This window comes from Flavobacterium aquiphilum, from assembly GCF_027111335.1.
Classification (GTDB): domain Bacteria; phylum Bacteroidota; class Bacteroidia; order Flavobacteriales; family Flavobacteriaceae; genus Flavobacterium; species Flavobacterium aquiphilum.
Map to the genome: position 1 here is coordinate 3,756,766 of NZ_CP114288.1, position 23,321 is coordinate 3,780,086.

Sequence of the window (23,321 nt, forward strand, 5' to 3'; positions counted from 1 at the left end):
GTTTTCATGTTTGGTAGTTTATAAAATATTTTAATTTACTATTTTCGGGGTTTAAACCAATTCATAACTCATTAGCCAATTTGCCAATGATAACCAAATCTTCCACTCTTACTTGCTCCAATCCTCCTGATCCTGCCATATCTAATCCGAGCATTCCTCCAATTTATTAAGAGTGTTTTATTTCAAGATTAAACAAATTCATTCTCTTCAACTTGAATACTATTTAATTCACTTTGTGCCGAAAGACTTTCTGATAACTCTTCTAGAGTTCTTCCTTTGGTTTCTGGCATTTTAAAGAAAACCCAAAGCAATTGCCAAACCATCATCAAACAAAAAACACTAAAAACTGTTGTTGCTCCAATTTCTTTAAATAAAAACGGAATAAAAGAAGGAATCAGGGCTGCCAAAATCCAATGAACTGATGTTCCAAAAGAAGTTCCTGCTGCTCTAAGTTTGTTGGGAAATAATTCAGAAATAAAAACCCAAATAACAGAACCCTGACCCACAGCATGAGAAGCTATGAATAAAAAGAAAAACAAAGGCACTGCCATTCCTTTCCATTCAAAATAAAAAGCCATAGTCACTAGACCTAATGAAATAATATACCCAAATGATCCTATATACATCAAAGTCTTTCTTCCGTATTTATCTATTAATGAAATTCCAATTAAAGTAAAAATTAAGTTTACCAAACCTATTCCAATACTGCTAAAAAAAGAAGCCGATTTTTCGAGTCCTGCCAATTCAAAAATACGCGGTGCATAATACAGGAAAGCATTAATCCCTGAAAACTGATTGAAAAGCGCAATAAAAAACGCAAGCAGCAATGGTTTTCTATATTTTTTCATAAATATCGATTCATCAAGTACTTCGCGTTGATTTTCATTTTCCATTGCGGCAATTTCTGTTGCTACTTCCTCATCTGAATTTATTTGTTTTAAAATAGCAATAGCTTTTTCACGATCTTTTTTATAATCATAAACCCATCGTGGGCTTTCTGGAATTCCAAAAACTAACAAAGTATATAATAAAGCCGGAACAGACTGTATCCCAAGCATCCATCGCCATGAATTCTCTCCAATATCCTGCAATAAATAATTAGACAGAAAAGCAATTAAAATACCAAATACAATATTAAATTGATACATTGCAACCAATTTACCTCTGTCTTTAGCAGGCGCAATCTCCGAAACATATGTTGGAGCTGCAATAGTTGAAACTCCAATTCCAAGTCCTCCTAAAAATCTAAAGATTGAGAAAACAATTGAATCATTTGTTAAGGCCGTTCCAACTGCTGAAAGAAAAAACAAAATACCAATTATTACAAGTGTTTTCTTTCTACCTAAAATATTTGTTGGAATTGCTCCAAAAATTGCTCCAATTACTGTTCCCCAAAGTGCGGAAGACATTACCACTAATCCATGATACAAATCTGATGAATTCCATAATTGTTGTAACTGCTTATCAGCTCCAGAAATTACGACCGTATCAAAACCAAATAGGAATCCAGCCAATGCAACCACAATAGACCAGTATATAATTTTTTTATTATTCATTTTTACTTTAGTTTTTGGTTAATTTTTTATTCCTTCTAATTGAATTTATAAGTTAGCAATGGCTGTTCCCCTTCCTTCAGTTTCTTATATCTCAACAGAGCTTCAACATAATAATAATCGGCATATATAATCGAATAATCAATTTCTGAATTTGCTGGCTTATGTCCTGTAGAATGCAGTAAAAGTGCAGTGTTTTTAGTTTTACTTTGATAATTATCTGATAGTTCTTTAAGCATACCTTCCGCTTTATCGAAATACTCTTTACTTAAGGCACTATCTTTAGTATAAGTTGACAATTCTAAAAGAGCTGAAGCTACTACAGCTGCTGCTGAAGCATCTCTTGGTGCATGTGGTATTGCTGGATCATCAAAATCCCAATACGGTATTAAGTCTTTTGGTAATCGATCTAAATAAACTCGGGTAACCTTATGAGCAAAATCTAAAAATTTAGGATCTTTTGTCTCTCGATAAACCATAGTATAACCGTATATCGCCCAAGACTGTCCGCGTGCCCACATACTGCTATCGCTATAGCCCTGATGTGTTACCCCTTTAATTTTCTCGCCTGTTTCTTTATCATAAACCACAACATGATAAGATGTATAATCGGGTCTAAAATGATTTTTCATTGTAACAGTTGCATGACTTACAGCCATATCATAAAGTGATTTGTCTCCCCCATTTTTGGATGCCCAAAACAACAATTCCAAGTTAATCATATTGTCCATAATAGTATTATGTTGCGGCCATTCCATATTTGGAACATTTCTTGGCCAAGACAAGATAGTCCCAACTTTTGGATTAAAGAGCTTAGCTAAATTATTGGCTGTTTTTAAAATCACTTCTTTATACTCAGGATTATTTGTCAAACGATACCCATTCCCAAAACTATTAAAAACCTGAAAACCTAAATCGTGGTCTACCGCGGGTGTAACAGCAAGCGCTGCCAAATAATTTGTAAATTTATCTGCAGCCACCTCCCATTTATGGTCGCCTGTAGATTCATATAAATACCAAAGCTCTCCCGGCCAAAAGCCACTAGTCCAGTCCTTATAATCAACAAATTTCCATTGTTCATTATTGGATGCGATACTTCTTGGAATCGAACCATCCTTAGGTATCAATTTTAAAGCGTTAGATGATTGCTTTGCACAATAATCCAATTGTGCATCTACATCAAATTTATCGCTTAATCTAGTATTTGAAACAGTACTCCCACACCCCACCAGCATTAAAGTTGCAAAAATGGAACCTAAAATTTGTTGCTTAAAATTCATAATATTATTTAATATAATTTCTTATTTGCTTAAATTCCAATAGATCACGTACCTCTCTCGGTGGATATCATAAATTGGTTTTAAAATGTTGTCTGCACCTTTTATTTTAAATTCAAGTGAAGTATCATTTTTCTTGACTATACTCTTCTCTAACTTTTTAGCATCAAAATTCAACTGATTAGATAAATTTGAAGGAATATGATAATCGTAGGTATAGTAGTCATTGTATATTTTAGGGTTACTATAAGGAGCTGGCTCTATCATACCTTCTGTGCCCATGGCTCCTGCAAGCACAATTGGTCCATAGGTTATTGCTGCTATATTTGGATTATCAGATGTTGGAATTACTTTAATCGTCATATTAAACGAAACCTCAATTGTATCTCCATTATTCCATTTACGGTACAATACAATATAATTACCTGGTTTAGCTTTAATTAGTTGTTTTTTTTCATTCACTTTTACTTCAGCATTAGCTGCCCATGATGGATATCGAATATTAATAGGCATACTTACCGGACTCGTGGAGCTAAAAGTAAGTTTGGTACTGCCTACATTCGGAAAACTGGTTTCCTGTTTTATGGTAACCCCCTTTTCTTTCCATTTCAATTCTGAAGGAATGAAAAGGTTCACATACAATCCAGTATCGTGGTAATAAATAAATTCTCCATATTTTGCCTGATTTTCGAAACCACTTCCCACACAACACCAAAATGAATTTTCTGGCGTGCTGTAAACTTTATAAGCTCCCGGTTTCATTGGCAAGAAGTAAGCAATCATTCCTTTCTTTGGATCTTGTTGTCCTAAAATATGATTGTACAACGCTTTTTCATAAAAATCCACATACTTTATCTGCGGATCATACCCATACAAATGACGGGTAAGCTTCAACATATTATACACATTGCAAGACTCTCCCGTGTAACCGCTTAGATGTTCTGAAAGATGGTCGGGCTCAAAAAATTTCTCTTTATCACTATTACTCCCTGTGATGAATGTGTGATGATTGACAACAGTATTCCAAAAGAATTCAGGAATTTCACGATTTTTAGTTCCCCCTTCCAATTCATAATCGCGAGAAATACCTATCAATTTAGGAATATAAGTGTTGGCGTGTTTTTTATTGAGATTGTCTACTTTATCCAAAAGTTGATCCAATGCTTCCTCATGATAAAAAAATTCGGCAAGAAATTTATATTTACTGTCTCCTGTAATTTCATATAAAGTATAGAAAGAATCATTCATTCCTCCGAACTCATTTTTTAGCATCCTTTTACGTTCTTCATCAGTTAAAGGCTTTAACTTTTCATAGGCCCAATCCGCCATTCCTTTGACAATTTCTAATGCTGGATTACTATCACAATACAAGTATTGATCCATTAGACCTGAAAAAAGTTTATGCTGCGTGTACCATGGCGCCCAAACACTTTTCCCTGCAATTGCACGATCAATTAAATTTTGTGGAAACGCACTTAAATATCCATTTTGATTCAATGCTTTTTGAACTTCAAGCAAACCCGTTACCAAACTGTCACTCTTAATTTTATACTTGTTCTCTCCAGTTGCAGCATATAATAAAGCCAAACCGGAAAGAATATGCCCTGTACTATGGCCTCTAAGATCACAATCAAGCGATTCCCAACCTCCCAATTTATTAACCGCTAAATACCCCCCTTCCAAAGCGGTAAATACTCCAGCATTCGTTTTGAAACTATGTAGCAATCTTTTTGCATCGATGCTCAAAATCCAATTACTTTCAAGCATCATATTGTCCTTAAATGGACTATCCAACAATCTTACGTCTTCGAGATTAAATCCCACAACCTTTACATTTTTGGTATCATCCAACTTCAGTTTTCCTTCGTGCTGTCCAGGATAATGTGACTGCGCATTCATATTAATTGACAATCCAACAACTAAGACTATACACTTAATCATTCTATATTTCATATATTTTCTTATTATTATAATCGTTCTAGCTCTAAATCTTAATTGATTATATCTAATTATTTTTTACTATAAACATTGTCCTTCTTAAGATTATTCAATGAAACGGTTGATACTAAAACCTAGCTCCAAACATACCCTCATAAAATCATTCAATGTTACAGAGAATAAAAAACTTAACGGATAAATTATGATGCAATCGCTATAAATTATAGCCCTTATCTGCAAAAAAAATAGAGAATACAACTTTGAATTAATTTATTCCCCTATGATTTCAAAAACATAAGCAAAACCTTGTATTATCTCTCTTATATGATTCAGAAAAAAGAATCAAAATTTAAAAAAAGAAAACAGAGTTAATTGACTTTTAAAAAGCATAAATACAGTTCTTCGCAACAAAAAAAAGCCAACCTAAATAATAAGTTTAACGCCTCTCTAAATCTTCTTGATTCAACTACATTATGATAAAAAAGCTTTGCTCTACTGGTTCTGCTGATTGCAATTTACCCGCTACTCCATATTGCCAGGCGACTACAGTAACTTTTACCGGAAACTTTGTTCTTGGAGGAATTTTGGCAAAATGTAATTTTCCATCTTCTAAATAAGCAGGTCCTTCTTTTACATAGTAATCTACCTTTGTTCCTGCACTAGATTTAGCACCAAGTGTTATTGCACTTCTACCAACTTTTACATTAGACAGCGGATTAAAACTAATCGATTGAGCCATGCCTTCTTTATTAGTAATCGGAAATTTCAAATGCAATTGCTGAACACTACTTTTATAAATAGCATCGCCATTATTGTGTGCCAAAAGCCAAATATCATTACTACGCTTTACATTGTTAAAACCCAGTTTATCAAACCGAATCTCGAATGTGGTATCATTTACTTTTTTTACCGGGCCACAAATTCGGTCAATCAAAAGCGGTGTTTTTGCAAAATCACTAACCGGTTTCACTCTTAAACTATCTGAGAAAAAAGGTACTATTGTAAAGCTAATTCCGTCACTTAATGGCTTAAAATCCAACTGAAAATTAGCATGTGTCTTTTCCGGTTTTACTATTTGTCCATTTTGTTTAAAGCCAATATTTTGATTTTTCTTCCCACGCGCCTGAGCATAAAAGACTTCTGTTGAATTAGCCATTTGTTGATCAAAAACCCAAGAAGCCGTTTTCTTCTCTCCAACAAATCGATTAAAACTAGCTGGAACATACTTTGGAATTGAATCATGTCTCCATTTATCCATAAGCCAACCAGATTCAGGTTTTACCACATTAAGCTTTGGATAATTTGTTAAAGAGTAACTTTTCGGTAGTCTTCTTTGAGCAGCTGAACGAATGTAGTCCGCAACATATTTCACTAAAGCATCTGAATAATCAAAATGACCATGCCCAGCATCAGCAAATAAAGTAATAACACTTTGTGGATGTTTGCCTATGTATTTATAAGCAGGCGCAATTCGTCTATCCCACCATTCATACTCGCCCATTACAAACAGGCCAGGAATTCCATCAATATTTCTACTGCCCCAATCAGGATTTGGTTTACCACTCCCTGTTAAATTACTCTGAGGTGAATCTCCATGTACTGAAACCAAGGCAAGAGTCCGCTCAGGATTAAAAGCCGCAAAATTCCATGGAAAACTTGCCATTGCAGAATGTCCAATCGGTACAATTGGAGCGTAAGCTAATTCTTGATAACCTGAAACATCAGCTAATGATTTAAACATTTCATCAATAAACTTATCTTCATTTTTAGCACGATCATAAGTCCAACTAACCACCGGAGTCACCCAAACCTCAGCAAAACCAATTTCAGCCATTACTTTTCTGAAATAGGGATTCTCCATTATTCCTTCTTCTATCATGTTATGTTGTCCAAACACTATCCCTCTAATCTGCTTACAATTTTCAGGAATCCATAAAAAAGCTTGGGGATGATCATTGGTTTCCGGAGATACCATACTATTTACCTTTGCACTCCACTGCCAAACCTGAGCATACCCACTAAGACAAAAAAAGCTCAGACAGAAAATTATATAATTTACTTTTCTCATTTTACACAAGCTTATTTTTTCTTTTCTTCAGAAATGAATAATGCCACGCCACCACTAACTTTCAAATCAAATGTCAAAATATCTCCTCCTTTTATTTTTTCTTCCAAAACTGCTACTTTAGTTCTAGTTTGTGATGCATCGTCATCCTGATAAGACTTTACAATATACTTTTTCCCCTTTTCAAGAAAATTAGTTGGAAAACTTATTTTTCGGGCTTGTTTATTGGTAATTGATCCCACGAACCACTCATTACCACTTCTACGGGCCACAGTTGCATATTCACCAATTTCCCCATTAATTACTTTTGTTTCATCCCACACCGTTTTTACTTTATCAAAAAATTCTATTTCCTTCTCGCCTTGATAAGCTGATGGTTGGTCATACCAATATAGGAACTGAATTGGACTATAATAAACCACTGATAAAGCTAACTGATGTGCATGTGTGTTTTTAATCGCTTTACTATAATATGCAATGGTATAATCGGCGGGACCAGCTAAAAAACGGGTAAAAGGCAGGATGGTATTATGATCAGCATCCGGCATTTCTTCGTTTCCACGAATTCCTTCCTGCGTCATTAAATTAGGATAAGTACGGCTAAAACCTGTTGGACGATATTCATCATGAATATCAACCATTAAATTATATTCAGCACATTTTTTAACCGCCTCGTGTAGCCATGTTGTCCAACGTTGATTTCCAACTTGCACAAAACCAAATTTAATTCCTTTGATTCCCCATTTTTTATACAAAGGCAAAATGGAATCCAATTGCTGTATCAAAGCACGCTGATTAACATAAACCCAAAGTCCAATTCCTTTTGAAGCAGCATAAGCAGAAAGTTCAGGTATATTAAAATCTTTATTTTCTGAAACTGTTGTCGCATCGGAACTCATTTTCATCTCGGGTCCGTACCAACCTGCATCCAAGTGAACATATTGCAAACCATGATCTGCGGCAAAATCAACACATTTTTTAGCATCAGCTTGAGTCATTTTAGCCACTCGAATTGCTTTTCCAGGTTTAATCCACGATACCTCTTTTAGTTGATTATCTGGATTTAAATTCAGAATAATATCTTTATTTACTATTAAATCAGTCGCTTTATCTGTAGCCATAATGACACGCCAAGGTGTAAAATAAGCAGGAATTACATCGACACTGCCATAAAGCGTTGCCTGAAGCGTATTTGTTTTTGCAGCATTCAAACTAAATTTCATTCGTGCATAATCTGTCATTTGCGCTTCCGCAATAGCTACTGTTAAACCATTTGTTAACTTCATTGTTAGCGGACGCTCACTCTGTCCTTTCCAATCTTTCAACGGAAGTAATGAAAATGGTCCTTGAGCCCATGGTTCATAATAAGCAAAAGTTCCTTCTGGCATTGTGAACTGGGTTTGTTCCCCAACAATATGCAGAAATAAACCATTTGTTGGTTCCGGAAAATGATAACGAACCGCTACCCCTTCATCATAAGCCCTTACAATAACATTCATGAAATAGCTTTTATTTTTATCGTAACCATCACCTTGCTTTTCTTTAGGAAGCTCACCTTTACGAAAGGAAATCGTCATCTCATTATAATTATTGCGAATACTTGAATTTTCACCATAAACAGGCTTCCAAGTTTCATTAGTAGTATTTCGTTTAGCATCGATAAAATTCAAATTCTCTCCCCAGACCTTACAGGTGTCATTAGGGATTGCAAGAGCCGATTCGAAAGTCTGATTTTCTATCAAAACTCCTAATTCTGATTCCAACACAATCATTTTTCCTTTATAAGAAAGGGTATAATACATTTGCTTATCATTCGAACCATCTTTTTTTTGATAAAAAGTAAACTCGTAAGCTCCATCTGGTGAATTTAATTTTTGAAGGGTTTCCTCAATAATAGACTGCGACTGAATTGTCACAGCATATAAAAGGCACACTAACAATAAGTAAAACTTGTTATTTTTCATTTTTCTTTTATTTCGTTATTCTAAACCAATCAAAATCGGCATACCCACCCATTCTAACATTGGGTTCGCTGATTGCAAAAATTCCAATTTTTGCGGAAATCCAAAGATCTTTTTCTGCATTTGCTTCTTCGCCTATTTCGACAAAATCACTTCCATTTTCACTGTAACTAAATTTACACTTTGCATTTGGAGCAGTGATTATCATACGCAACTGCACTTCATTCGAATTTAAAGACTTTTCTGCAATGATCTTTTCTTTTGTTCCATCATTAGCATTGATACAACTTACCTGTTGCACCCAATATCGGTTATCATGAAAAGCAATTGCTACATAAACATAAGTTTTCCCCATAAGCAACAAACCACCTTTTTTACCTGAGGTTTGCCATTCGCTTGTTAGTTTAATCTTGGTTGTAGCAATAAAATTAGGAGCTGGCAATTTTTGCAATAACAGATTGGGTACATTCCAAAGATTAGGCTCCTCTTTCTGACTAATAGTAAAAAGCCTCAAATAATCAGTCCCCGGAATTTGAGCACTCCACTTTACAGAAGAATTAGCATACCATTGCCATTGTAAACCTGGCTTACCGTTTAAAAATTCGTCACTTTCAACCGGATGCATGATCGGGAAATTTTTTCCTTGTATTGGTTTGGCATTAGTCAGCACAGGTTCCCCAATGCCGTTACTATCAAAATCCCTCCCAATTATAGGCCAATTTTCTTTCCACTGCATAGGCTGCAAATGCAATACGCGGCCATAAACCCCTTGATCTTGAAAATGTATAAACCATGAACTATTATCAGGAGTAGTTACCCAAGCACCTTGATGTGGACCATTTATTTTAGTACTCCCCTGCTCTAAAACGATTTTATCTTCATAAGGACCATAAATACTCTTGGAACGCATGGCCACTTGCCAACCATTTTCAACTCCACCTGCAGGGGCAAGAATATAATAATAGCTGTCTTTTTTATACAATTTTGGACCTTCCATGGTATGGTGTTTTTCGTGTGCATCAAAAACATTTTGTCCTTCATCCAGCACTGTTGTCCCTTCGGGATTCATTCTATTGATCGTAAGCATGCTATTAATTCCTGCGCGACTTCCCGCCCAAGCATGAACTAAATAAGCATTTTCACCCTCCCAAAACGGACAAGGATCAATGATTCCTTTTCCTTCCATTACCAATTTAGGTTTCGACCATTTGCCATAAACATCTTTGGTTTTAATCATATATACCCCGAAATCAGGATCTCCCCAATAAATATAATATTCTCCATTATGAAAACGAATGGCTGGCGCCCAAACTCCTTTACTATGTTGGGGAATATCAAACACGGCTTCCGGAATTTGTTTGTCTAAAGCATAATTCATGATTTCCCAATTCACCAAATCTTTGGAATGCAAAATGGGTAAACCTGGCGTACAATTAAAACTACTCGCCGTCATATAATAATCATTCCCTACTCTAATTACATCAGGATCCGAATAATCTGCATACAAAATAGGATTTGTATAGGTACCGTCACCAAGGTCTGATTGCCAAACTTTTGAAATATAGTTTTGAGAATTATACTGACCATTGTCAAATTGTTTTTCACTTATTGATTTACAAGAATATAAAGTGATAAAAACTAGTACAATATAAATCGCATATTTAATCTTAAAGGTCATTGAATTACTTTCTTAAATTGTTACTAATCTTATTTGATAATCACTAATAATGGATTAGCGACTATCTTTGCTTGCTTGCCAAGCATTTCATCCCATTGGGCAGTATCTGAAACTTGCCCACTTTCTGTCCATGCAAAACCTGCATAATAGACAATCTTCTTCTCTGCATTTGTAACGATTAACAAATTACTTTGGTCAGGAGTTTTAGATTCATTCGCAAAAGCTGCACTTACAACTTTTGGATTTACAACAATCCCCTCACCAACAAAAGAACTATCTATCGGTTCCCAATGACGGAACCAACCTTTTGCTTTGTTGATATTTACTTGACCTTTCTTTTCGTGCAATGTAATTCCAAGTGTGTAATTTGGTATTTTTTTATCTGACTGAAAGCTAATTTCAAATTTTGAAAAATTCGAATCCAAATCCAATGAAATCCTTTTGATTTCATGTACTCCATAAGAGCTCCAAGGTGCGTAAGTCAATTCAAAAACGGCTCTTAAGGGACCTGTTGCTATTGTATTATATGCAATGTAATTTTTGGCTACCTGTAAACTATCCTTTTCCCAAATTCCTGTCCCTCCTGTACCGCGACTTGCTCCAACGTGATATGGATCGTAACCTTCGCCGTGTTCAATGTGGTAATAACCCGGTTTTTCTACATTTTTTTTATACCAACTATCAATAATAGAATAATCTACTTTTTTAAGCCAAAGATCAATTCCACTCGATAGTGTTCCGCCCTCTTTGTGCTCCTCGACTAATTGTTGTGCTACTGGGCCATAAGCCCTAAAAGCTACTTTATTGTTCTCCCATGCATAATCATCAATTCGCTCCGGAACAAAACGAGAAAAGGTAGTTACTTTACTTTCAGCTACTTTTACCGTATCTGAAACGATGGAATAATTTACTACACTATTTGCTTTAATATCTGCTTCAAAAAGTAGTTCATCTCCTTTTCCATCCGAGTTATAATCAATCCACTGCGTTCTCAAATATTCCTTACCTCCTTTAATTTTAACTCTAATATCTTTTTCAGAAGTATTTTTTAATAATTGCGATAATTTGATGCTAGGAATGCTTACTATTTCCTTACGATTAAAATCAAGAGTATTTTTTACCTCAACATTTATTGTCTTCGGCTCAGGTATTTTAGAACAGCTAGTGGCATATCCATTTGCAAAAAAACTAGCCACAATAACACATAATTTGAAATCTATTTTCATATTTTTTATTCTACTTTTTATTTAAAAGAAACTCCTTCCACATGTTCTCCGACAAAAAAACGAGCCATATCTGCAGTCTTATACCACTTTGGTTTTCCTTTCATCTCATCACTTATCAAAATCCCATTTATCATAAGGTTTTCAAAAGTTACATTCTTAATTTTTCTTTGTTCATCGTAGCCGGCGATGATAGATAAATTTGCATTTTTACCATTGTAATTTATATTACGAAAAACCACATTTTCAATTCCTAAACCTGGAGCCGTACAATATTTTGTATTATAGAATACTCGTAAATTAAGCAATTGCCCTTCTCTAAAATCTTCGACTCTTATATTCTCAAAGAGTACATTTTTAGCCATATTATTATCTCCTACATTTATTGCCATACAGCCTTGATAATCAACCTGCATTTCCTTTTGATCCAATATATCAAGATTGATGTATTTCAAATTTTCAAGAACATCTGGATTTTTACTATTCCCATGTGTCCCTATCAAGATTGGATGACCAACATCTGCCCAAAGTGTTGAGTTCTGCATTGTTATATTCTTACAGCTTCCTGCATATTCCATCCGTGTTCCATAAACTGTAGTGCAGTCATCAGAAGAGCGTACAAAAACGCCATCAAATAATACATTACTGCTAGCCATTACATTCATACCGTCACCCCACCCATAAAAACTGATTGTTTTAACGTTCTTGATTTTTACACCATCAGATTCCCCTGTAAAACACTGAGAAGCAAAAAGGTCTTCCACATTTACATTTTGAGAATGGGCTATGCGTATTCCAAGTTTAGTTTCTTGGTCTACCATTCCTCTGCCTATTATATTCACATTTGAAACACTATCTACTACAATCTGCCCTTTAAGTACTGCACCTCCGGCCAAATAGACCGTTTTATTAGAAGCTACTTTTAATTTTTGATTGGATATTTCGTGAATTCCGGGGCCAAAATAAATCACATTTGGATCCTTTGGATTTGGAACGTTAGTTTCGATAGGGTTAGCAAATAAATGAAGGTTATGAAATATGTCATCGTTAATTTCTACCGATAAATTAGCAGGATTCGATAGCGAAAAACTCAAGGTATTTCCTTTTATTTTTGGTTCTATTCCATAAGACAATGGTCTTATCCGGGCTTTGTTAATCAAACCTTTATTTGAAGTAACTGAAACTTCCACTGTTCCCGAAAAATCAAAATAAGCCATTGAAGCTTTTTGCACCGAATGCCCGGATCCCACTACCTGATCTACTTTTACTCCATACTCAAATAAGTCTTTCCACTCTCCTCCTGGTTTCCTTACTTTTACTGAAAAGTCATTGTTGTGCATGCTTTTTTGAATATCGTCAGTTATTTTATAAACTACCAATTCTTGAGCATTCATTTCAAATATTCCAGACAATAGCAAAACTGCTATTGTTATTCCTGACCAAAATCTCTCTTTAAATATCATTACTTGTTTTTATTTGTTTTTAAAAAGTCCATAACCAATCGATTAAAATCAACTGGGTTTTCTAAATTACTCACGTGACCTGCATTTGGAACCAAAACTTGGACAGCACTTGGCACACATTTCAATAATTTATTGACACGATTTTTATCTGCTTCTCCTGTCAAAACCATTACTGGAACTGTTACTTTTTGTTTCTTCAAAATAGAAATAGCGTCATTTCCTAAAACCAGTCGAGGTTCTGCATGAAGTGGTTGCCATTGATCCCATTTGTAAATCATATCCCAAACAGGTCTTCTTATCGCTTCTAAATTAGTTCCTCCATTACTCATCAAACCATTTAACCAATCCCATTTCTGAGTCATAGTTCCTCTTTGCTTCACTTTTGCTATTTCAACTCGTCGAACAGCCAATTGCTCTTTTGTCCAAGGCTCAGATGGGCCGGGAACCGGAAAAATATCTCCGCTGGCAGCTATAATTGATAAAAGACGTTCTTGATGCAAAGCCAAAAAATCTGTAGCTATAAAACCTCCCATGGAAAGTCCAACCAAATGTGCTTTTTTGATTTTAAGTCTATTCATCAACTTCAAAAGATCATCGGCATGTAAAAATGCTAAATCCTCTTTTGGCTTATCCGAATAACCGTATCCTCTGCAATCATATCGAATAACCCTATACTTCTTGGCAAACTCAAAAAACTGAGGATCCCATTCGCTGTGATCAAAGGAATGCCCATGAATAAAAATTACAGGCACTCCATTTCCCAATTCCTCATAATATAATTTTGCATCACCGACATTTACAAAACCTGTCTTTACCTCTTTTGGCAGGGCACTATTTTTATAAACATCCCTTACCATTATTGGCAAGACAGGACTATTGTAGAAAGATGAAAAACCAGCTTTATTCGCCTTTTCTACATTGACATGGGTTAAAAAAAAACCATATGTATTGGTTGTTTTATCAATCCAGGGATAAGCACCCGCCCAGCTTGGACTACTAATTAATACAGCATTCCCTTTTACGTCCAATTCTTCTCTCCATTCACCAAGTCCATATACCCCATTATGTTTTTCGGCCCGCACTCTTTTTACATATTCAGGATCGACTACCTTGGCATCTCCTACCTGGTCTGATTGCATTAAAAAAATAGATTCTTGCTTTAGAATTCGTTTCCCTTTATAATTTCCTTCATGACTAATCATATCTAAAAAATGGATATAATCATAAAGCTTACTTTTGGCACCACCGCCAAGCATTGGACTATGTCCACCACTATTATCCACGGGAACAAAATGCGTGTTTTTCATCACTAATGGTATGGCAATGTTCTCCTGAAAAATAGTTTCAAAATCTTTTCCGGTAGCTAACTCAGCCATTCTTCCAGCCACCTGCATTGCTAATCCTCCATAATGAAACGAAGTCCCTGGTTGCCTTTCAGCCGGTATATTAACAATGTGTTTTACCGATTCCTCCAATGTTTGGTAATTATCTGTAACCGAATCCTTAGGTTGGTAATCTGGAAAACCTGAAGTATGAGAAAAAAGTTGTCTTAAAGTGGCTTCTCCTTTTGCATCTTTAAATTCAGGTAACCATTTTTTCACTTTGTCATCCCAAGAAAGGTTTGTTTTTTCAACAACTGAGGCTATTGTAGCTGCAGCTAACCATTTCCCAGCTGAGGCAATAAAAATTTGACTATCTTTATTATAATTTCCAAAGATCTTTTCATAAACAACAATGTCATTCTTAACAATTACAATCGATGCTCCAGAGTAATAACTACTATCCACCCAAGTTTGGATCTTATGCTCGACAGTTGAAAAATCATATTTTCTTTCCTTTTTTCGAAACTTGGTCTGACCAGATACATTATTACACCATATCGACAGGATTACCAATAGTGCAACTGGAAAAAATTTAGTATGCGTACAAACAAACACTTTCATTAATCAATTGTAAGTTTAATCGTTTGATAGGTCATTACTGGCAATTTAAAACTTACCGTTTTTTCTTTACTGTTGTAATTTCCCTTATATATAACTCCTGCAGCATCCGTCAAAATAGCGTCCTTCGATTTTCCCTCTAATGAAACTGTCAAAACAGATACCCTATCAGTACCAAAAAACATTACTCCATTTTCATTTTTCAATACTGCCGAAGCAACTTCATTCCCTAAGTCAATGGTATACTTCCTATTTGAAATAACTTTTCCATTCCCTAGAAAAAGAGTAAAATCATCAGCTTTTTTACTGATTATACCGTAAGTTCCAGTAATAGAAAATTGTTTCTCGTTCAATTTTTTATCGGCAACAGCATTCGAAAAAATAAAATCTTCTCTACCCGATTTATTGGTCACATGAATCCCGACAAACTCATCTTTCCCAAAATAATCTACAAATTGAATATTGCTCATATTATTTAAAGCCGGCTCATAAATAGCCACAAATGGTCTGTCCCAAGCTTCCCCATTTTGTCTCACAACCAATGTTGGAATTGGATTATTATTGATCTCATCCGGTAATAACCCATGACTTAAAGCAGTTGATTTTGGTGAAAGAACCGAGAAAACTTCTCTATCCTCTTGTCCCTGCATCCAGAGGTTCATGTTCACTGTTTTATCTTTTAAAGCCAAATTAAATTTCCCTTTAAAATCCTGACTGGATTCGATGGATTTCTTATCCCATATATAATCATATGCCATCAAATCACCATCACCAAAAGCTAATTTAGAGGTAGGTTTCAAATCTAAAACAGTTCCTGCTGTTGTTGTTAATTCTAAATTCTGTCCCAGATTATGGAAAAAATATTCATTTTTTATATTATTTCCTTTGTTTTGTGTAGAACGGAAGATGTCTATATAATATCCCTCATCACTCCCATTTTTTACAATTCCCATTACTCTGCGTTGATTACTATTAGTTTCCGGTTCCAAAAAAGAAACATCTGAAAAAGTAATTCCAGGAGCAATTCCTGTGTTTAATCCACTTTTAGGGTAAGCAGCATTTAAATCAAAACCATGATTGCTTTTCATCTCAGGATATTTCGATTTCCCATTTACAATCACAGTATTATGAGCTGGAAACTGTGTGTAGTATTCGGCATATTCTATCGAAAAGTAACTAGATCCATGCCCCATCTCTGGTGCTAGAGGCAAACCTTTCCCATAGAGTTCCATTGCAATTCCATTAGAATGCATGTGATTCCCTAATGAACCAATTTGACTAATCATTAAGGCAGAATCTCCCTCTCCCTGACGTTGCACCAACCAACTATTATGCTCAACATAAAACAATGGAGTCGTGTAGTCTAATAGTTTTCCTTCAACGACATTTTTGTCAAATGTTAAAGCTTTCTCTGCAAAAAGATCCTGAATATTTTTACCTATAAATTTCCCTTCACTTGCATCATTAGCATAAATGGTCTTGTACATTTTTGTAAAATACTCTTCGTCCTCTTTCTTCCCGTATTTTTGTGCATTTTCAATTATATAGAGAATTGGCTCGACACGTAATTTATTATAATGTCCATCTCCAAACGAGACCATGTATTTGTTCGGATAAAGGTATTGTGCACTTGATTTTACAGCTTGTTTTAGCACAGGCATTTCTTTTAATAAATCAATATCGAAATTGCGATCATAAAACTCGGCGAATGAAATAAAATCACTCAAAACATTTAAAGAATAACCAGGACTTTCATTCCAAACTGCCGTTTCTTTATCGTAACCATAATCAATTAATTTATTCATCGACCATTGTCTTGTAGAAGTCTGATTCATTATCTGATCCAAATAGTATTGCGCTCCCTTACCATTTTTATAAGCCGAATTATTTTCTAAAACCAATGCTATATGAGAAATATGAGCTGCCTCAAGTAAATTCCAATTGTTGAAGCTAACTCCATTCTTTATAAGTAAATCTGCCCATTTTTGAAAAGTTTGAGCATACAAATCCATTCTTTCAGGATGTTGCTTTTGAATGTACCCATAAAGAAAATCATAGCCTTGAGTAATTTCATTCAAAATATGTTCTTGGATAACTTCAAAACCAGCATAACCTACCAAAGTTTGATGATGACCATGACTCAAGTCAATTGGTTCATTACGATAATAAATCCCTTCTAAGTAAGTATCCAAAACGGAATAAGCCAAATCGCCATAAACTTGTTCACCAGTGTACCAATACATAAATGCCGCATCTCTGACAATACTCATAATATCTCTATTAATAGCCCCAACAATTCCACTGGTCGCAGGTATTGGTGCCCATTCCCAGGAACCACTTGATTTATTTTGAAGATACAAACCTCTTGGATCATCCATATATGGCTGAATATCTTCTATTTTAGGATTTTTATAATCCGTTGGTGTTCCTCGTCCTCCAATAAATTTAACTGTTGGCACTGGCGCTTCCCCATCTGCATGATCATACGTACCACCTTTAATATAAACCTGTGTTGCTTTGGTTTTCCAATACATCTGAAGTCGGGAAACCAACCAAGTTTTATCTGTTTTATAGTGGGCAATATAGGGTGCTAAATTATTCTTGGTTTTGGCCATAATAGCCGCAGCCCATTCTTCTTTTCCCACCAATTCTTTTACTTGACTCAAGGACATGTCTTTCCCAAAAACACGTGGATGTTGTGTACCTATATTTTGAGGAACTGGTAAATTTTGGGATTTCACATTCCCTAAAGTAAGTAACAGAAAAAGAAGTACTAAAATTTTATTTTGCATGATTATTATTTTATGATATAGTAAGGTAACAAAAATTTGATTAGCAGCTGCCTACCCCACATCGGCAACTACACTAGGTTAATCAAACTAACTAAATTTAACCTAAATTTTTTTTCTGTTAATTCAGCTTTAGAAGTATAACATCTGTTTCAAAAACTAAAATATCTCTTCAAATTTCAAATTTTACTACCCTCTAAAAATTGTGATATTTTTCAATATCAAACAGTCGAAAATGTTAATTCAATATTAAGAAGAATTGCCATCTTTGAAGATAAATCATAATTCAATTAATATAAATTATGATCCAAAACATACGCAAACACTGAATTTTATTGCTCTTTTCATTTAAATTCACTTCCACTCAAATTAATTTAAAATTATCACTAACGCCATAGTCTACTTTTACCAACATTAAGAATTTATTATCTTTTCATAAATTAAAAAACCGGCTACAATATTCAAAAGAGCCGGTCTTTAATTTCAATTAATAAATTTGTTATTTGACAATCCTCTTTATTGCAACTTCATTCCCATTCATAATGTATAATGAATACACTCCCGAAGGCAAACCTTCCATAGAAATAGTCTGAAAAGTAGTTGTCAATGATTGGGAAAGTAACTTCATTCCTAAAGAACTAAACAATTCAACTTTTGCACCAGCATGTACTTCGTTTACTTTCAGATTCAAATTACTTATGACAGGATTAGGAAATACCACCACGGCTTCAGTTGATACTTCATCAGTAACCACTTCTTTTCCTGCTTTTTTAGTTGTGGAACTAACACATGAACCCAACTTGTCTCCATGATTCAAATGGGATTGAACTGCATCAGAACTTACACAAATTACTTGATTATTATGGCAGATCGCAACTTTATTGCCTGTATTACCACACTGTACATTGATCGTTTTAATAACAATAGAAGCGACATTCTGACAGCCTTTTGCATCCGTTACTGTTATGGTATAGGTACCTGCTATAGATACCGTTATTTCCTGTGATGTTTCATTTGAATTCCATTTATAAGTATAGGGAGCTGTACCACCTGATGGGGTGGCCATAATCTTAAGCGATGGTGTACCATAACCTATATAAATAGTATTTTTCTCGTCTACAGTCGAATTTAGCGCATAAACATCTGGAATCATTACATTTAGCTGATTTGGATTTGTATCATCACAATCACTATTATTAGTAACACCACAAGCAGCAATAACACTTGATCCAAGTCCATCACTATCATTGTCTGCAAATAAAATCAGAGTATCATCACAATCAGTATTGTTTGTAGCATAACCTTTTGGAGCAATTGAAGAACACAAGTAAACTTCTGTTTTAGATCCAAAACCATCATTATCGGCATCTATATAATATTTTATTGGCTCATGAACACTTGCATCTGTATCCTTGCAATCAGTATTATTATTTGCAAATCCTTCCGGAGCATCATTAACTGGCAACATGGCTATAGCTTCTGAACCAAACCCATCATGATCCTCATCTACATAATACTGTTTATTCACTGTTAGTTTTTGAATAATAGAAGTTGCCTCACTGTATCTATCATTACCTGCCTGCAAAGCTGTAATTTCAGAAGTACCTGCACCTACAATGTGAATTTTACCGTCTATTATATTTACTACGGCAGGATTTGAGCTAATGTAATTTATTGCTAATCCTGAACTTGCAGTAGCGCCAGCATCAAAATCACCATCAGTTACAGTTTTTTCTGCAAGTGCTAGAAAACTGATGCTTTGTTGCTTTTTATTTACGGTTAAAGTTTGACTTACTGAATTTGCTTCAAGAAATTCATCATTTCCGGCTTGTAAGGCCGAAATCGTGGAGATACCAGCTCCAACGATATGAACCTGACCATTAATAATAGTCGCAACAGACGGATTTGAACTGAAATAATCTACAGTCAATCCTGAACTAGTAGAAGCTCCCGCATCAAAATCGGCATCATCAACTATTTTTTCCTGAAGTGCTGCAAAACTAATATTTTGTTGCTTTTTGTTTACAGTTAAGACTTGACTTACCGCTGTTGCTTCAAGATATTCATTGTTTCCTAATTGTGTTGCCGTGATTGTAGTACTTCCCGCTCCTATTAGATGAACTTTACTATCAATTATGGTCGCCACAGCTGGATTAGAACTAACATAACTTATCGCTAATTTTGAAGTTGAAATGGCGCCTGCATCAAAATCAGAATCCCCAATTGTTTTTTCAGATATACTATTGAATGTAATATTCTGCTCTTTTTTTACCACAGTAAGAGTTCGCTTCACCACATCTGCTGCGTAGTAATTAACATCTCCGGCTTGCGTGGCTGAAATCTCAGAAGTTCCCGCCCCTACAATATGAATTTTGCCATTTACTATAGTTGCAACATTCTCATTGGAACTTAAAAAAGTTACCGGTAGCCCTGAGGTAGCTACAGCCGAACCAAAATCAGCTGCACCCACTTTCATAGTATCCAATGCTGCAAAAGTAATTGTTTGATAAGCTGGCGCAGTCAAGGTCTGCAACTCGGCAACGGTTTTTACGGTTTTAATCCAATCAACCTGATATCCAGTTTCACCTGATGTAATATCAGCAATTTTAAATTGAAAAATTGTTAAAGCAGTTGGATTAGTTAATGGACTGCTTGAGCCAAATCCGGTTTTTGAAAGATCAAAGTAATAAATATCATTACCGATTTTTCCAGTCCATTTATTGCTCCCATTTCCGAAAGAACCTAAATTAGAATCCAAAGTGATATTAGCAACTACTGGTTTTTTAAACTTAATAGCCACAATAGGATAATTCATAGGATATAAAGTCGTTCCTGCTGTTTTTTTGATGTCCCCACGATAAGAACCATTGGTTTGTTTGGCAAGAGTCACTTTTAATTGTCCGCTATCTGCAACAGCAGTAGCACCGGTTGTTACTACATTCCAACCATCTGTAGTAGTCAGGAAATTATCATTTATCAAGCCTGTTGCGGGATCGAAAGCAGAAAGCTCACCTACTGTTTTAACCGTTTTAACCCAGTCTACAGTATAACTTGTTTCACCAGAGGCAATATCGGCAACTTTGAACTGAAAAGTTGAAAGTGTTGTGGCATCAGTAGATGATAGCATAGTTGGCGTTGCACCAAAACCTGTTTTAGTTAAATCATAATAATAGATCTCCTCACCAACCTTACCTGTCCACTTATTAGCTCCATTTCCATAACTGCCCAAACTAGTATCGAAAGTAAAATTACATGTTGCTGGTTTCTTCATCTTAATAGCAAGAATCGGATAATTACCAGAATGTACTGTAGTAACATTATTTTGCATATCGCCTCGGCCTTTACCATTTGATTGAATAACTGTAGTGATTTTCAATTGTCCATCTTCAGCCGTAGCTACTGACCCTGTAGTTACAGCCTTCCAAGTACCTGGTGAAGTAGTAAAATTATCATCAATTAGTCCAACATTGGCAAACTGATAGTCAGTAGCAGAATTCAAATAAAATAGTAATGATCCATAACCAGGATTATCAGCTCCAAAAGGAGCCCCCTCCGGTCCCATCTTAGCTAACACATTCATTGTTTGAGGCATCGTTAACCCCTTTCTGTAGACATAATGATTATATGCAATTTCAAATACAGCTCTTAAATCACCTCTACCATTGGAAGAAATAGCAGTTGGGGTATAATCTTGGTAATTTTTCTCGCAGTAATCATAACTGGTTTGATAAGGAACATCTAATCCCAAATTGTACTGAGCGGTGTATTCATATCCTCGCATTATGGCATTATTATTAGCTGAATATAAATCAACCCCTTGTTTTAGTGCCATTTCTGCCAATTCAGCAAGAGAACCTATAGCCAGCATTACATGCGGTTGGTCTCGGTTACTTTCCTGCAATTGACCTGCATCTGTAAGTACATAATTTTTGATACTTCCGTTGCCTTCTCCGTAATAATAGTAGTTTACCGTTTTATTGAACATGGCAACATCCTCAGTAAAAATAGCAATTCCCATTAAAGCTTTCATACAAATAATGTCCCAGTTACCATGAGCACAGGGTTTAAAATTCCCTATTACCGGATAGAATACCGATTTCAGCATATTTTGACACCGCAAAACTTTGGCTGCTGTCCATGCCGGATAAGTAGAACGCATGATTTCAGCGGCGTTAACCAACATAAATCCATAAAGACCATTTAATTCTGAATCTGTTCCAACAATGGATTTTGTTGTAGCAGAATAAGCATCCAATATCTGAATAGCTTTTAAAGCGTGTGTCTCATTACCATTAATTTTATACATTAATGCATTGTAATAGGCCGCCATGAAATCGCTTTCTACATTATTTTTTACCGTTCCTCCTGCTACGCCGTCAATTGTAAGGGAAGTATCTCTTGTAAGAGCGCTATAAGGTCCTTTCATAGTATAGGTAGCAGAGGCTTTTCCCGAAGCAACCAAAGCCTGATAGCTCTGATACGGGCGACCTGTCTGTTGAGCCACTAAATCCTTTATTCTGTTAAGATCGGTTGCATTGTGGAGTAATCCTGGATGCACAAAGGTGCCACTGAACTCAAATTGAGGATTTGTAGTTCCTGATGGATTTAAAAAAGCACGAAGTGCATCGACGGAAGCAAAACTCTTGACCCAGTCCACCTGGTAATTGGTTTTATTTGTAACTATTTCTTCATCAGTTAAGACAATATCTGCAATTTTAATTTGAAACGCAGACAAAATAGTTTCCTGAGTAGTAGAAAGCGTGGTTGTACCAAGCTTACCAGTTGAAAGGTCCCAATAAAAAACATTACCACTGTCAGTAACAATCTTAGTACCATTGTTATTAACGCCATTATAAGATCCCAAGTTCGTATCAAAGAAATAATTACAACGAGGTGGCTTATTAATCTTAATGGCAATTATAGGATAATTTCCAGCATGAAATGTTATCCCTCCATTCTTTTTGAAATCAGCACGGTATTTCCCTCCCGATGGCGCAGGAAAGGTCACATTATATTTTCCATTTATAATTTGTCCTGTTGACCCAGCTGTTGCGGCAACCCAGTTATAAGTGTTACCTGTAGAAAAATCATCATTTATCAACCCTGTTTGAGCTTCAGCTGTTATACAAGGTAATAGCAATATCATTACAACTACTAAGGTAAAATTGAACAAACTATTTATTTTTACGTTAGTTTTTTCAAACCAAGAAACTAAAGCAAGTGATTTTGATAAAGTAAAGTTTTTTTCAATACATATTTGATTAAAATTTTTCATTGACTTGTTTTTTAGATATAAATTCACTGAATTAAAATATTATGGAGCTTTTCAATTAATTGATTATAAAACCAACTTAGCGCGAATAAATCAACTACGCTTAGCTCCAACCTGATATGAAATTGCTATAATATCATATCATTTAAGTTATATGTCTTA

General features: G+C 35.2%; 11 protein-coding genes. All 11 read right to left on the reverse strand.

Features of this window, described 5'->3' with window-relative positions; translation table 11 throughout:
* Positions 1-188: 188 nt before the first annotated feature.
* Positions 189-1,556 carry a sugar porter family MFS transporter gene (locus OZP12_RS15235; protein ID WP_281225888.1) on the reverse strand — a complete coding sequence of 456 codons (1,368 nt, stop codon included), beginning with the start codon at positions 1,554-1,556 and terminating at the stop codon, positions 189-191.
* A 35-nt stretch (positions 1,557-1,591) separates the two neighbouring features.
* Positions 1,592-2,833 carry a glycoside hydrolase family 88 protein gene (locus OZP12_RS15240; RefSeq protein ID WP_281225889.1) on the reverse strand — a complete coding sequence of 414 codons (1,242 nt, stop codon included), beginning with the start codon at positions 2,831-2,833 and terminating at the stop codon, positions 1,592-1,594.
* Between the two features lie 21 nt (positions 2,834-2,854).
* Positions 2,855-4,783: a glycoside hydrolase family 127 protein gene (locus OZP12_RS15245; RefSeq protein ID WP_281225890.1), complete on the reverse strand. Its 1,929-nt coding sequence runs from the start codon at positions 4,781-4,783 to the stop codon at positions 2,855-2,857.
* 451 nt (positions 4,784-5,234) lie between these two features.
* Positions 5,235-6,836 carry a hypothetical protein gene (locus tag OZP12_RS15250; RefSeq protein ID WP_281225891.1) on the reverse strand — a complete coding sequence of 534 codons (1,602 nt, stop codon included), beginning with the start codon at positions 6,834-6,836 and terminating at the stop codon, positions 5,235-5,237.
* Between the two features lie 11 nt (positions 6,837-6,847).
* A complete protein-coding gene (locus tag OZP12_RS15255; protein ID WP_281225892.1) occupies positions 6,848-8,797 on the reverse strand; it encodes a glycoside hydrolase family 97 protein in 1,950 nt (649 codons plus the stop codon).
* A gap of 7 nt (positions 8,798-8,804) precedes the next feature.
* Positions 8,805-10,472: a glycoside hydrolase family 43 protein gene (locus OZP12_RS15260; RefSeq protein WP_281225893.1), complete on the reverse strand. Its 1,668-nt coding sequence runs from the start codon at positions 10,470-10,472 to the stop codon at positions 8,805-8,807.
* Positions 10,473-10,501: 29 nt separating this feature from the next.
* Positions 10,502-11,698, reverse strand: coding sequence for a BT3233 family polysaccharide utilization protein (locus tag OZP12_RS15265; RefSeq protein WP_281225894.1), 1,197 nt, complete (start codon positions 11,696-11,698; stop codon positions 10,502-10,504).
* Between the two features lie 17 nt (positions 11,699-11,715).
* Positions 11,716-13,158 carry a glycosyl hydrolase family 28 protein gene (locus tag OZP12_RS15270; RefSeq protein ID WP_281225895.1) on the reverse strand — a complete coding sequence of 481 codons (1,443 nt, stop codon included), beginning with the start codon at positions 13,156-13,158 and terminating at the stop codon, positions 11,716-11,718.
* Complete coding sequence (locus tag OZP12_RS15275) at positions 13,158-15,101, reverse strand: alpha/beta fold hydrolase (RefSeq protein ID WP_281225896.1); 1,944 nt, start codon at positions 15,099-15,101, stop codon at positions 13,158-13,160. The genes OZP12_RS15270 and OZP12_RS15275 overlap by 1 nt, the downstream gene beginning before the upstream one ends.
* A complete protein-coding gene (locus tag OZP12_RS15280; RefSeq protein ID WP_281225897.1) occupies positions 15,101-17,890 on the reverse strand; it encodes an endo-acting ulvan lysase-like protein in 2,790 nt (929 codons plus the stop codon). The genes OZP12_RS15275 and OZP12_RS15280 overlap by 1 nt, the downstream gene beginning before the upstream one ends.
* Before the next feature lie 496 nt (positions 17,891-18,386).
* Positions 18,387-23,162: a DUF4979 domain-containing protein gene (locus tag OZP12_RS15285; protein ID WP_281225898.1), complete on the reverse strand. Its 4,776-nt coding sequence runs from the start codon at positions 23,160-23,162 to the stop codon at positions 18,387-18,389.
* Positions 23,163-23,321 lie beyond the last annotated feature (159 nt).

Coding starts and splice junctions, on each gene's coding strand:
- OZP12_RS15260 (WP_281225893.1), bottom strand. CDS start 10,472: ATGACCTTTAAGATTAAATATGCGATTTATATTGTACTAGTTTTTATC.
- OZP12_RS15275 (WP_281225896.1), bottom strand. CDS start 15,101: ATGAAAGTGTTTGTTTGTACGCATACTAAATTTTTTCCAGTTGCACTA.
- OZP12_RS15280 (WP_281225897.1), bottom strand. CDS start 17,890: ATGCAAAATAAAATTTTAGTACTTCTTTTTCTGTTACTTACTTTAGGG.
- OZP12_RS15285 (WP_281225898.1), bottom strand. CDS start 23,162: ATGAAAAATTTTAATCAAATATGTATTGAAAAAAACTTTACTTTATCA.
- OZP12_RS15235 (WP_281225888.1), bottom strand. CDS start 1,556: ATGAATAATAAAAAAATTATATACTGGTCTATTGTGGTTGCATTGGCT.
- OZP12_RS15255 (WP_281225892.1), bottom strand. CDS start 8,797: ATGAAAAATAACAAGTTTTACTTATTGTTAGTGTGCCTTTTATATGCT.
- OZP12_RS15240 (WP_281225889.1), bottom strand. CDS start 2,833: ATGAATTTTAAGCAACAAATTTTAGGTTCCATTTTTGCAACTTTAATG.
- OZP12_RS15265 (WP_281225894.1), bottom strand. CDS start 11,698: ATGAAAATAGATTTCAAATTATGTGTTATTGTGGCTAGTTTTTTTGCA.
- OZP12_RS15270 (WP_281225895.1), bottom strand. CDS start 13,158: ATGATATTTAAAGAGAGATTTTGGTCAGGAATAACAATAGCAGTTTTG.
- OZP12_RS15245 (WP_281225890.1), bottom strand. CDS start 4,783: ATGAAATATAGAATGATTAAGTGTATAGTCTTAGTTGTTGGATTGTCA.
- OZP12_RS15250 (WP_281225891.1), bottom strand. CDS start 6,836: ATGAGAAAAGTAAATTATATAATTTTCTGTCTGAGCTTTTTTTGTCTT.